Raw genomic sequence first — 12,012 nt, forward strand, 5'->3', positions numbered from 1 at the left:
GACGGCACGGCCCGGACGGCGCGGATGTACGGCGGCGGCTATGATCGCTCCGCGGTTCCCGGGCCGCACGCGAGGAGGACGGATGCGCGAACTCGAGGTCTCCCACCACGACCTGCTGGGCTCGGCCTCGGGGCTGGCGGACGCGGCGGAGGTCCTGCGCGAGGAGCTGCGGATCCTCGGCGACGGGTTCGCCGGTGACGGCGACCCCTGGGGCGAAGGCGACCTGGTCGGCCAGATCGGGGCGGCCTACCGGCACCTGGTCGGCAAGGCCCTGGCCCGGGGAGAGGCCATCGCGGAACGGTACGAAGCGGCCGCCGAGGAGGTCGCCGCCGCCTCCCGGACGCATCGCGCGGCCCAGACCGGCGCCGAGGAGGTGATGGCCGCCCTCGCCCGCCGGCACTCGTCACCGGCCTGAGGCGTCACGGCGGGCCGGGCGTCACCTCCGGCCGCCTCCCCGAGCCGGACGTCACCCGCCCCGCGCCCGCCTCCTTGGGCCGGACGTCACCCGCCCCGCGCCCGCCTCCCCGGGCCGGGCGTCACCCGGTCGCCGGTCAGTCCGGGGGACGCTCGTACCACCGGTGGTTGCGGAAGAACATCCCCGCCTCCGACGGATGGACCCCCGGCGGGTAGAGCCCCGCGATGTGACGCCGGTCGATGCCTCCGCCGAAGACCACGCGGCCCTCGACCGCCGGGTCTGCGGGCAGTCCCAGGGCCCGCAGCGTCTCCGCCTCGTGGATGCCGCCGGGCGGATCGACCTTGACCAGGTAGTAGTCACCGGGGGCGGCGTGGAGCCTCGCCCGGACGACGGCGTCCGAGTCGATCCCGCCCGGCACGAAGTCGATCGGACCGTGCGGGTCGGCGGGCCGCAGGCCGTTTCTGAAGATGTCCTCCGGCGACTGTCCGGGGCGGACGCCCACCCACAGGGGCTCGCGGCCGGTACGCCAGACGATCTCCTCCGGCGCCACCTGCCGGGAGGACTCCCCGGCAGCGGACGACGGGCGCCGCAGCTGCTCCGGGCCGACGCGGGTGGCGGCCCCCGGGAAGGGCCGGGCGTGGTCCACGGGCGTTCCCACGACCCTGGGGCGGGGAGCGGGGGCGTCCAGCAGCCGGCCGGCCCTGGAGAAGGCCGGCCCGACCTCGCGGCCGAGCCGCTCCAGGACCTGGCGGTGGAGCCGGCGCAGCAGGACCTGGGCGGACATGACGCCTTCCACCGCCGTCACGGCGGCCCAGGGACCGACGTTCCTCGTCAGGAGCCGCAGCAGCAACCGGAAGAGCGTCCTGATCATGGAGATCTTGAGGACGAAGACGAGCATGGCCGACAGCACCAGTGCGCCGGCCAGGATCCTGGCCGCCCTGGCGGCGTCGTCGGCCTGGGCGCCCGGTCCGTCGGCGGCGGTCCACCGCGTCTGGAAGGCCGCCACGTCCTGCCCGGAGTTGCGGGTCCAGACGGGAGCGGCGTGGTCATCGGCGGTGTACCCGGCGTGTTCGAACGTCCCGGCGAGCGCCAGGCACCGCATACCCGCGCCGCACAGTGTCTCCTCGTCGGGCGCGGGCCACGGGATGCCCACCAGGTGGAGGACGGCGACGAGTTCGCCGGGCGGCTGCAGGCCCATCAGCGGACTCCGGAACCGTGCGGGCCGCGGAGGCCGCCGGGTTCAGGGGCTCCGGTGGAGGCGGCGGGAGCGGGGGCTCCGGCGGGACGCCGGTCACGATGCCTGGCGGGGGGAATGACCATGTCTCTCCTCGGCGAGCGGTTCCGCGGGATCATGATGGCGCACTCCGCCCGCCCGCCGCGACCGGACGGGCGGGTCCCTCACCGGCGGCGCAGGTCGAACAGCTCCGACGGGGAGATCGGCATCCGGTCGATCCGGATGCCCTCGGCGTCCTCCACGGCCGAGGCGATCACCGCCGACACCGGGATGACCCCGGCCTCCCCCGCGCCCTTGATGCCCAGGGGGTTCAGCGGGGACGGGGTCTGCAGGTGCGCGGTCTCGATCCGCGGCACCTCGGTGACGTAGGGCATCAGGAAGTCCATGAACGAGGCGTTCAGCAGCTGCCCGTGCTCGTCGTAGACCATCCGCTCGTACAGCGCGCCGCCCACGCCCTGGGCGACGCCGCCGTGGATCTGCCCCTCGACGATCATCGGGTTGACCAGGTTGCCGCAGTCGTGGACGACGGCGTAGCGCAGGACGCGGATCTCGGCGGTCAGCGGGTCGGTCTCGACGATCGCCGCGTGCATGCCGGAGGCGAAGGTCGAGCGGACCGGCGAGTAGTAGTCGCGCCCCTCCAGCCCCGGCTCGTCCCCCTCGGCCACCGGCGGACGGTCGGGGGAGGCCGTCCCGGCGAACTGGGTGGCGCGGGCCGCCTCGGCGTCGAAGGCGTAGCGCAGCGGGTTGGCCAGCACCGCCACCGTGGCCAGCGGCACCGCCACGCCGGGCGTGCCGGCCACCCGGACCTCACCGTCGACGATCTCCAGGTCGCCCGGGTCGGCCTCCAGCGCGTCGGCGGCGATCCGCAGCGCCTTCTCCCGCACCCTGCGGCAGGCCAGCGCGATCGCGTTGCCGCTCATCACCGCGGCCCGCGAGGCGAACGTGCCGACCGCGTAGCCGAACCTGCGGGTGTCGCCGGTGACCACCGAGACCCGCTCCAGCGGCACGCCCAGCTCGGACGCGGCGATCTGGGCGAACACCGTCTCGTGGCCCTGCCCCTGGGACGTCAGGCCGGTGGAGACGTGCACCCGCCCGTCGGAGGTGATCTGGACGTGGCCGCCCTCGTAGGGGCCGACGCCGGTGCCCTCCACGTAGCAGCCCAGCCCGATGCCCAGGCGCCGCCCCCCGGCCGCCGCGCGGGCCCTCAGCTCGCCGAAGGAGTCCCAGCCGATGAGCTCCTTGAGCATCCGCAGCGACTCGGGGTAGTCGCCGCTGTCGTAGATCAGCGGCCGACCGTCCTGGAAGGTCAGTCCCTGGTCGTAGGGGAACTCGCCGGGCTGGATGAAGTTGGCCTCGCGCACCGCCGTACGGTCCAGGCCGAGGTGGGCGGCGATGCGGTCCATGGTCCGCTCCATGCAGAAGGCCGCCTGCGGCCGGCCCGCCCCCCGGTACGGCGTGACCTGCACGGTGTTGGTGTAGACGGAGGAGAACTCGACCCGGTAGGCGCCGATCCGGTACGGGCCCGGAAGCTGGGTGGCGGTGATGATCGGCACGATGATCCCGTACGGCGTGTAGGCCCCGTGGTCGTGCAGGATCGTCACGTCCAGCCCCAGCACCCGCCCGGCGTCGTCGAAACCGACCCGCACGTGCTGCACCTGGGCCCGCTCGTGGGCGGAGGAGACGAAGTGCTCACGCCGGTCCTCGGTCCACTTGACCTCGCGGCCGAGCAGCACGGCGGCCCAGGGGACGAGGACCTCCTCCGGCCACGGATGAACGATCTTGACGCCGAACCCGCCGCCCACGTCGGGGGCGATCACCTCGACCTTGGTCGGCGGCAGGCCCAGCCGGGCCGCGATCGCCATCCGGACGCTGGTGGAGGTCTGGGTGCTGGAGTAGACCCGCAGGGAGCGGTCGTCGGCGTCCCAGCGGGCGCAGACCCCGCGGCCCTCCAGCGGCATGGAGGCGCTGCGCTCGATGTCGAGGCGGAAGGACAGGACGTGCGGGGCCGCCTCGATCGCCTCCCGGGCGCCGAGCCCGGCCACCGAGGGCACCTCCTGCACCAGGTGCGCACCGACGTTGCCCGGCACGTCGTCGTGGACGAGCCTGTCGGACCGCGTCGCCTCCTCCACCCCGACGACGGCCCCGGCGACCTCGTAGTCGACCCGGATGAGCGCGCAGGCGTCCTCGGCGAGGTAGCGGTCACGGGCGACGACCATCACGACCGGCTCGCCGACGTGCCGGACGACGTCGCGGGCCAGGGGGCGGGCGGTGCGGCCGTGGGTCAGGGCCGGGTGCGGGATGAGCAGCGGCAGCGGCGCGCCGACCTCCTCCGGCAGGTCCTCCCAGGTGTAGATCGCCACCAGCCCCTCGACCTCGATCGCCGCGGAGACGTCGATGTCGATGATGCGGGCGCGGGCGTGCGGGGAGCGGACGAAGGCCGCCTCCAGCGCGCCCGCGCCGAGGTCGTCCAGGTAGCGGCCCCGCCCGGTGAGCAGACGGGGGTCCTCACGGCGGGGCACCGGCTCGCCGAACAACCTGGTCGTCATGCCCCCTCCGCCCCGGCACGCTCCCCGGTGGATCCGGCGGGACCTGTGGATCCGGTGCCGGCGAGGCCGGTGGTCCCGGCGGGCCCGGCCTCCCCGGCGGGTCCGGTGTCCCGGAGGGGCGCGGACGGCCATCCGGCCGGGGCGTCGCCGCCCTCCCCGGCGATGAGTTCGGCGGCGCGGTGGACGGACCTGACGATGTTCTGGTAACCCGTGCAGCGGCAGAGGTTGCCGGAGAGCCCCTCCAGCACCTCCTCCTCGCTCGGCGCCGGGTTGTCCCGCAGCAGGGCGGTGACCGTGCACAGGAAACCCGGGGTGCAGAAGCCGCACTGCAGGCCGTGGCACTCGGCGAAGGCCCGCTGCACCGGCGACGGCTCCCCCTCCGGCCCGGCCAGCCCCTCCACCGTGGTGATCTCGTGTCCGTCGGCGGTGGCGGCCAGCGTCAGGCAGGAACGCACCGGCTCGCCGTCCAGCAGCACGGTGCAGCAGCCGCAGACCCCGTGCTCGCACCCGACGTGGGTGCCGGTCAGCCCGAGGTCGTGGCGCAGGAAGTCGGACAGCAGACGCCTTCCGGGCGCCTCGGCCCTCCGGACCACCCCGTTCACGGTCAGTGTGACCGCGATGTTCGTCATCGGCTCACCGCTCCTCACCGCTCGCCGCGGACAGCGCCGCCTCCCGCAGCGCCCGCTCGGCCAGGACGCCGGTCAGGTGCCGCCGGTAGCCGGCGCTCGCGTGGATGTCGTCCTCCGGCTCGGCCCGCTCCGCCACGGCCCGCGCCGCCGCCGCCCACCCGTCCGCGCGGGCGTGGCCGGTGACGTCCACCACGACCGGGACCGGGCCCGCGCTCACGCACGCCGCCCGGGCGGCGGTCACGCGCAGGCCGTCGTCCAGGCGGACCAGGGCCGCGACCCCGGCCAGGGCGTAGTCGCCGTGCCGCCGGGCCACCTCGTGGAAGGCGGTTCCGCAGCGCGGGCCGGACGCGGGGAAGAACGCCGAGACGGCCAGCTCGCCCGGCGCGGCGGCCGACTCCAGGGGGCCGGTGAAGAAACCGGCCGCCGGGACGTCGCGGACCGCGCCGGGCCGGGCCAGCCGTACCGAGCCGCCGAGGAGCGTCAGCACCGCGGGCAGCTCGGCGGCGGGGTCGGCGTGCACCAGGCTGCCGACGACCGTGCCCCGGTTGCGGATCACCGGGTGGGCGACCAGCCGCAGCGCCTGGCGCAGCAGCGGCTGGGCGGCGGCCGCCTCGGCCGAGCGCTCCACGCGGGCGTGCCGGGCCAGCGCGCCGACCCGTACGCCCCCCGGTTCGACCTCGACCGTGTCCAGCGCGGTGAGCCGGTTGACGTCGACGAGGTGGCCGGGGGCGGCCAGCCGCATGTTCAGCAGGGGGATCAGGCTCTGGCCTCCGGCGAGCACCTTGCCCTCCGGCCCGGCCGCGGCCAGGACCTCCATCGCCTCGGCGACGGAACGGGGGGCGTGGTATTCAAACGGAGGCGGCTTCATCCGGAGATCTCCCGTGCCCGCGCGCCCGGCCCGGAACCGCCCGCGCCCGGCCGTCCGGGCCGGGACCCGCTGCGTCCGCCGGTCATCCCGACGTCTCCCGGGTCTGCCCGACCTCCTCGGCGGGGACCTCCACGGCCCCGGTCCGCCGAGAGACGACCCGCAGCAGGTGGTAGCCGCCCACGACGACGATGGTGCCGAAGGCGATGCCCTCCAGCGCGAAGTCGGAGCCGAACATCTGCTTGACCGGGCCGATGGCGAGGATGATGCCCGCCCCGATCGGGACCATGTTGACCGGGTTGGAGAAGTCGACGCGGTTCTCGATCCAGATCTTCGCGCCGAGCAGGCCGATCATGCCGTAGAGGATCACCGTGATGCCGCCGAGCACGCCGTTGGGGGTGGCCGCCACCAGCGCGCCGAACTTCGGGCACAGGCCGAAGAGGATCGCGATGGCGGCCGCGATGTAGTAGGCGGCCGTGGAGTAGACCCGGGTGGCGGCCATGACGCCGATGTTCTCGGCGTAGGTGGTGGTCGGGGAGCCGCCGAAGGCGGTGGCGACCGCGGTGGTGACGCCGTCGGCGGCGATCGCCCGGCCCAGGTAGGGGTCGACGTCGGTGCCGGTCATCTCGCCGACCGCCTTGACGTGGCCGACGTTCTCGGCGATCAGCGCGATCACCGCGGGCAGCACCAGCAGCGCGGCCGAGACCTTGATGTCGGGCAGGTGCATGTGCGGCAGGCCGATCCAGTCGGCGCTCGCCACCGCGTCGAGGTTCACCCGGGGATGGGTGTCGATCTTCCCGGTCCCGGCGTTGAAGGCGGTGATGTCGCCGAAGACGCGGTCGGCCGCCCAGGACAGCGCGAAGCCGATGACCAGGCCGAGGAGGATGCCGATCCGCCCGACGAACCCGCGGAACGCCACGATGATCACGAACGTGACGATCATGGTGATCAGCGCGAGCCACTGGTCGCTGGGCCAGTAGACGTCCGCGACGACGTAGGCCAGGCCGAACCCGATCAGCATGACGACGCCGCCGGTGACGACCGGTGGGAACACCCGGTTGATGATCTGCACGCCCACGAAGTGGATGGCCAGGCCCACCAGGGCCAGCACCAGGCCGACCAGCAGGATCGCCCCGGTGACCACCGCGTCCCCGGCCGGGGTGTCGCCGCCGTACAGCGCCCGGATGGCCAGCACGCCGCCCACGAACGAGGCGCTGGTGCCGAGGTAGCTGGGGATCTTCCCGCGCACGATGAGCAGGAACATGATCGTCGCCACGCCCGAGAACATGATGGCGACGTTGGGGTCGAGCCCCATGACGAGGGGGAAGACGAACGTGGCGCCGAACATCGCGATGACGTGCTGGGCCCCGAACCCGATCATCCGCGGCCACGACAGCCGCTCGTCCGGCCGTACCACCTCGCCCGGCGCGAGGTGTTTGCCGTCACCGTGCTTGGTCCAACCTGCAACCATCAAGCCCTGCCTTTCAACGGGCGGTCGGTCGGTGGCCGCCCCGTAGGCATCCCTCCCGAATCCCAAGCTGTTCGTTGCGGGCACCTTAGGCCCGTCCTGTCACTTCTCGCACTGGCACGAACTGCCGAAACCGATCATCCGAGTCGGCAGGCGGACCCCCGGCCGCCGGGCGGATCAGGTGGGTCTCGCGGGCCGTGACGACCTCACCGGGCGGCGATCACCCGGATCTCGAAACCCTCGCCGGCCACGACCTGACCCTCGCGGATCTTGCGGGTCTTGCGGGTCTCGACCTCACCGTCGACCATGACGTTCCCCTCGGCGATGAAATGCTTGGCCTGGCCCCCGGTGTCGGTGACGGCGCAGTACTTCAGCAGGTCGCAGAGCGGGATGTAGTCGGTTTCCAGCTCGAAGGTCTCGTTCACCCTCCAGAGTCTAGATGCCGCGCATCCGCAGGACGTGCAGGGCCAGCGTGAGGTTCAGCCGCAGGTGGGCGTCCTCGGTGAAGCCCCCCAGCAGGCGCTCCAGCTTGCCGATGCGGTAACGCAGCGTGTTGTAGTGGAAGTGCAGTCTGCGGGCCGTCTCGGCGACGTTGAGGTTGGTCTCCAGCAGCACCTGCAGGGTCCGGCGCAGGTCGGCGTTCTCGGCGTCGTCGTCGGAGGCGAGCGGGCCGAGGGTCTCACGGACGAAGGCGTGCAGCTCGTCGGTGTCGCCGACCAGCGACAGCAGGCGGTAGACGCCGAGCTGGTCGAAATGGGCGACCGCTCCGGAACCGTGGAGCTGCCGGCCCACCCGGGCCGCCTTCAGCGCCTGGCCGTACGCGCCGGGCAGCCCCTCCACGGCCGGCGCGGTACGGCTGGCGCCGGTGGAGAAGGTCGCGGGCGCACACTCGGCGAAGGCCGCGGCGGCGTCCTTCGCCAGGCGCGCGACGTCGGCGGCGGCGTCCACGACGGCGACGACCTCGTGGGAGAAGCCCGCCACCGCGCCGCGCGGGTCGTGGCGGCGCACCGCCGCGGCCCAGCAGGCCGGCAGGCGGTCCTGGACGGCGCGCTCGTCGCCGCCGGGGTCGAGCTCGGCCACCAGCACGGTCACCGGGCGCTCCAGCTCCCAGCCGAAGGTCCGGGCGCGCGCCGCGACGCGGGCGGGGTCGCCGTCCCGGCCGGTCAGCACGTCGCGCAGGAAGTCGGCGCGATACTTGCTCTCCACCGCGTTGACCGCCTCCTGCCGGGTCACGACCAGCGCGGCGACCGTGGCGGCACGTTCCAGGATTCCGACGTCGCTGTCGGCGATCGAGCCGACCGGCCCGCAGGCGACGATGCGGCCGTGATGGTGGCCGCCCGCGACGACGGGGACGGAGGTGCGGCTGCCCTCCGGGGCGCTGCGCAGCGCGGTCAGGTACTCGGCGGGCCCGGCGGCGGCGAGCGTGCGGTCGCCCCGGTCGAGCACGGCCACGGCCACCCCGAGCAGCCCGGCGACCTCCGCCGTCACCTCCCGCAGGCCGCCGCCGGCCAGCACGACCTGCACCAGCGCCCGGTGGGCCTCCTCGGCGCGGGCCAGCACCGCGGCCTGCCGGTTGAGGATGTCGGTGAGGACCTGGTTGAGGATGTCGTCGAACCCGACGCCGTCGGGGAGCCGGATCAGCGGGAACCCCAGCCGGTCGGCCTGCTCCACCATCTCCGCGGGCAGCCGGTCGAGGTAGCGGCCCGGCTTGACGGCGAGCGCCGCCAGGCCCCGCTCGTCGAGGTCGGCCACCAGCCGGCCGAGCGACTGGGGGGTGTTGCGCAACGGGTAGCCCGTGGTGAGCAGCAGTTCGTGCGGTTTCACCCAGGCCAGGATGTCGGGGACCTCCATCACGTTGAGCCGCTGCACGATCCGGCCCAGCCCGCTCTCCCCGGCGATCAGCCGCGCCCCGGCCAGCGCGGAGACGCCCAGCACCTCGCCGACCGCGACACCGTGGATGATCGTTCCGGTGCTCGCCGGCCGCACGGGAGGTTCCATGCGCTGATTCTGACCGATGCGACCTCTGTCAGGAAGAGCCAACTCTCCGTCCGAGCATTGGCATCTTTACCCGTACGGCCCGGCTCACCTGCCGTTCTACGGTCGGCTCGACGAGGGGGACGGCCGGCGGGGAGGCGGGATGATCGTCACGGCACGCCCGAGGGGACCGCGACCGGCTGCGGCACGGGCGGACGCGACATGAGCGTCACGGCACACCCGAGGAGACCGCGACCGGCTCCGGCACGGGCGGACGCGACATGAGCGTCACGGCAGGCCCGAGGAGACCGCGGCCGTTCCCGGTGCGGGCGGACGCGACCGGTGCGGCGAGCGTGGCTCTGCGGCCGGTGCTGGATCCGCCCCGGCGGCCCGCGCGGGTGCTGGCGGTGTTCCCCTCGGCGATCTATCTGGAGGTCCGCGCGGAGCTGGAGCCGCATGTGGTGGCGGTGACGACCGGCGCGGCGGTCCGGCTGCCCAACGCGCTGGTGACCGCCGGGGCGCTGCCGCAGGCCGCCGTGGGCGACGAGGCGTGGGTGGGCGACGGCGCGGTGGAGCTGGGACGGCTGCGCCTGCGGGTGCGGCGCTGGTGGGATCCGGCGCCGGCGCCGGAACGGGCCGGCCCGGCGAGGCTGGCCGCCGCGCTGCCGGTGCTGACCGGGGTGTGCGACCGGTCGCCGCGGCGGCCGGGACTGGAGGGCTCCGCCGCCGCCGGGCTGCTGGCCGCCGGGTGCGCGCGGGCCTCGCTGCTCGACTGCGTCACGGCCGCCGAGCAGCTCGTCGGGCTGGGTCCCGGGCTGACCCCGAGCGGCGACGACGTGCTCGCCGGGACGCTCGTGGCGCTGCGTCACCTCGGAACGGCGTCCGGGACGCCCCGCGCCGTCTGGCTGGCCGACTGGCTGGGCGCCGCGGTCGCCTTCGACGCGCGCGACCGGACCACCGCGGTCTCGGCCACGCTGCTGCACTGCGCCACCAGGGGTCAGGCGTGCGCGGAGGTGCTGGCCGTCCTGCGGGGCGTGACCGGCGGGAGGTCCCCCGAGCCCGCGCTGGAGCGGCTGCTCGGGCTCGGCCACACCTCCGGGGCCGACCTCGCCTGGGGCCTGCGCATCGGCCTGGCCGCCGTCGTCGCGCTCTCCGGAAACCTCGCAGGAGACCTCGCAGGAGACCTCGCAGGAGATCTCGCCCGGGACGGAGGGCGGGTCCGATGAGCGTCGATCTGGTCCGGGTACGCGCGGGCGCCTACCACGACTCGGTCACCCTGATGCGGGTCAGCCGGACGGCCGCCGAGCTGCCCGGCGTCGAGGTCGCCCTGGTGGCGATGGCCACCGGCCTCAACCGCGGCGTCGCCGCCGACCTGGGTTTCGGCCTGCCCGAGGCCGGTCCCGGCGACCTGCTGGTCGCGCTGCGGGGTGAGGACCGCGCCGCCCTGGAGGCCGCCGCCGCCGAGCTGGACCGGCTGCTGGCCGGTCTCGCGAGCCGTACGGCGGGCGGCGGGGACGGCGGCCCGGCCGGCCCGGACGATCCCGGCGGCTTCGGCGGCGCGGCCGGGTACGCCCCGCGCACGGTCGGCGCCGCCGCCCGCGCCCTCGCCGCCGGATCCGGCCCGGCGCTGGCCCTGGTCTCGGTGCCGGGGCCGTACGCCTTCGCCGAGGCGATGGACGCGATCGAGACCGGCCTACCGGTGATGATCTTCAGTGACAACGTGCCCGTCGAGCAGGAGGTGCTGCTCAAACGGCGGGCCGCCGAACGGGACGTGCTGGTCATGGGGCCCGACTGCGGCACCGCGGTGATCGGCGGGACCGGCCTGGGCTTCGCCAACGTGCTGCGGCCCGGCCCGGTCGGGATGGTCGCCGCCTCAGGCACCGGCGCGCAGCAGATCGCCTGCCTTCTGGACCTGGCGGGCGTGGGCGTGCGGCACGTGCTCGGCGTGGGCGGCCGGGACCTGTCGGCGGAGGTCGGCGGCCTGTCCACGCTCCGGGCCCTCTCCGCGCTCGACGCCGACCCGGCGACCGAGCTGATCGTCCTGGTCTCCAAGCCGCCGGCCCCGGAGGCGGCCCGGACGGTGCGGGACGCCGTCGCCGGGCTCGCCACGCCGGTCGTCAGCGCCCTGCTCGGCCCCGACGGCGGCGACCTGACCGCGGCGGCCGAGAACGCCCTGCGCGCACTCGGGGCGGCGGTCCCCGCCTGGCCCTCCTGGTCCTCCCGGCCCGGCCCCGGACCGGCCCGCGGGGAAACCGGGAACGGCGGGGCACCGGGACCGGACGACGGGACGACCGTCTCGCCCGGAACAGACGGAACGGGTGGAACGAGCGGCCTGAACGGCCCCGGCGGACCGGCCCGCCGGGGCGGCGCGACGCTGCACGGCCTGTACGCGGGGGGCACCCTGTGCGCCGAGGCCCGGCTGGTGGCCGGGACCGGGCGGTTCACCGACTTCGGCGACGACGCCTACACCCGCGGCCGGGCCCACCCGATGATCGACCCCACGCTGCGGCTGGAGGCCCTGGCCGGCGTGCCGGCGGGCGACGTCGCGCTCCTGGACGTGGTCCTCGGGCACGGCGCCGACCCCGACCCGGCGGAGCGGCTCGCCCCCGCCGTCGCCGCGGCCGTCGCCCGGGGGACGGCGACGGTGGTGGCGCTGGTCGGCGCCGAGGGCGACCCGCAGGGGCTGTCCCGGCAGGCCGAGGCGCTGCGCGCGGCCGGGGCGGCGGTGTTCGCCTCCAACGCGCAGGCGGCCCGGCACGCCGCGGACCTGACGGCGGGTGCCCGATGAGAACCCGCGAACCCATGACCCGGCCCCTCCGGGGGCGCCCGGCGGCCCACCGGCCCGGCCACCACCCGACGAGAGCCCATGAATCCATGACCG

The 12,012-nt window shown here is 75.1% G+C and carries 9 protein-coding genes and 1 pseudogene; 3 read left to right on the forward strand and 7 right to left on the reverse strand.

Annotated elements, in window-relative coordinates:
• Nucleotides 1-82 precede the first annotated feature (82 nt).
• A complete protein-coding gene (locus tag AB0D67_RS04165) occupies nucleotides 83-415 on the forward strand; it encodes a hypothetical protein (RefSeq protein ID WP_362929696.1) in 333 nt (110 codons plus the stop codon).
• Between the two features lie 136 nt (nucleotides 416-551).
• Here the strand turns inward: AB0D67_RS04165 and AB0D67_RS04170 are convergent, their stop codons facing one another.
• The 7 genes and pseudogenes from AB0D67_RS04170 to AB0D67_RS04200 form a co-directional block, all read right to left on the reverse strand.
• Complete coding sequence (locus AB0D67_RS04170) at nucleotides 552-1,613, reverse strand: hypothetical protein (protein ID WP_362929698.1); 1,062 nt, start codon at nucleotides 1,611-1,613, stop codon at nucleotides 552-554.
• Nucleotides 1,614-1,813: 200 nt separating this feature from the next.
• Nucleotides 1,814-4,195 (reverse strand): aerobic carbon-monoxide dehydrogenase large subunit, encoded by a 2,382-nt coding sequence (gene cutA / locus AB0D67_RS04175; protein WP_362929700.1) that lies wholly within the window; start codon nucleotides 4,193-4,195, stop codon nucleotides 1,814-1,816.
• Between the two features lie 164 nt (nucleotides 4,196-4,359).
• Nucleotides 4,360-4,824: pseudogene (locus AB0D67_RS04180) on the reverse strand ((2Fe-2S)-binding protein); the annotation flags it as partial.
• Between the two features lie 4 nt (nucleotides 4,825-4,828).
• Nucleotides 4,829-5,692, reverse strand: a complete 864-nt coding sequence (locus tag AB0D67_RS04185) for an FAD binding domain-containing protein (RefSeq protein WP_362929702.1) — start codon at nucleotides 5,690-5,692, stop codon at nucleotides 4,829-4,831.
• Between the two features lie 82 nt (nucleotides 5,693-5,774).
• On the reverse strand, nucleotides 5,775-7,160 hold the full coding sequence (locus AB0D67_RS04190; protein ID WP_362929704.1) for a solute carrier family 23 protein: 1,386 nt from the start codon (nucleotides 7,158-7,160) through the stop codon (nucleotides 5,775-5,777).
• Between the two features lie 203 nt (nucleotides 7,161-7,363).
• Nucleotides 7,364-7,582: an RNA-binding S4 domain-containing protein gene (locus AB0D67_RS04195; protein ID WP_362929706.1), complete on the reverse strand. Its 219-nt coding sequence runs from the start codon at nucleotides 7,580-7,582 to the stop codon at nucleotides 7,364-7,366.
• Nucleotides 7,583-7,592: 10 nt separating this feature from the next.
• The gene (locus AB0D67_RS04200) at nucleotides 7,593-9,155 is read right to left on the reverse strand and encodes a PucR family transcriptional regulator ligand-binding domain-containing protein (protein WP_362929708.1); all 1,563 of its coding nucleotides are present in this window, start codon (nucleotides 9,153-9,155) and stop codon (nucleotides 7,593-7,595) included.
• Nucleotides 9,156-9,412: 257 nt separating this feature from the next.
• Between AB0D67_RS04200 and AB0D67_RS04205 the strand changes: the two genes are divergently transcribed.
• On the forward strand, nucleotides 9,413-10,357 hold the full coding sequence (locus AB0D67_RS04205) for a DUF2877 domain-containing protein (protein WP_362929710.1): 945 nt from the start codon (nucleotides 9,413-9,415) through the stop codon (nucleotides 10,355-10,357).
• Nucleotides 10,354-11,919: an FdrA family protein gene (locus AB0D67_RS04210; protein ID WP_362929712.1), complete on the forward strand. Its 1,566-nt coding sequence runs from the start codon at nucleotides 10,354-10,356 to the stop codon at nucleotides 11,917-11,919. Before AB0D67_RS04205 ends, AB0D67_RS04210 begins: the two co-directional genes overlap by 4 nt.
• Nucleotides 11,920-12,012 lie beyond the last annotated feature (93 nt).

Source organism: Streptosporangium sp. NPDC048047 (genome assembly GCF_040653115.1).
In the GTDB taxonomy this organism is placed as follows: domain Bacteria; phylum Actinomycetota; class Actinomycetes; order Streptosporangiales; family Streptosporangiaceae; genus Streptosporangium.

Bases quoted from the DNA above. Each gene is read 5' to 3' on its own strand.
- AB0D67_RS04165 (WP_362929696.1), top strand. From the start codon at position 83: ATGCGCGAACTCGAGGTCTCCCACCACGACCTGCTGGGCTCGGCCTCG.
- AB0D67_RS04170 (WP_362929698.1), bottom strand. From the start codon at position 1,613: ATGGGCCTGCAGCCGCCCGGCGAACTCGTCGCCGTCCTCCACCTGGTG.
- cutA (WP_362929700.1), bottom strand. From the start codon at position 4,195: ATGACGACCAGGTTGTTCGGCGAGCCGGTGCCCCGCCGTGAGGACCCC.
- AB0D67_RS04185 (WP_362929702.1), bottom strand. From the start codon at position 5,692: ATGAAGCCGCCTCCGTTTGAATACCACGCCCCCCGTTCCGTCGCCGAG.
- AB0D67_RS04190 (WP_362929704.1), bottom strand. From the start codon at position 7,160: ATGGTTGCAGGTTGGACCAAGCACGGTGACGGCAAACACCTCGCGCCG.
- AB0D67_RS04200 (WP_362929708.1), bottom strand. From the start codon at position 9,155: ATGGAACCTCCCGTGCGGCCGGCGAGCACCGGAACGATCATCCACGGT.
- AB0D67_RS04205 (WP_362929710.1), top strand. From the start codon at position 9,413: ATGAGCGTCACGGCAGGCCCGAGGAGACCGCGGCCGTTCCCGGTGCGG.
- AB0D67_RS04210 (WP_362929712.1), top strand. From the start codon at position 10,354: ATGAGCGTCGATCTGGTCCGGGTACGCGCGGGCGCCTACCACGACTCG.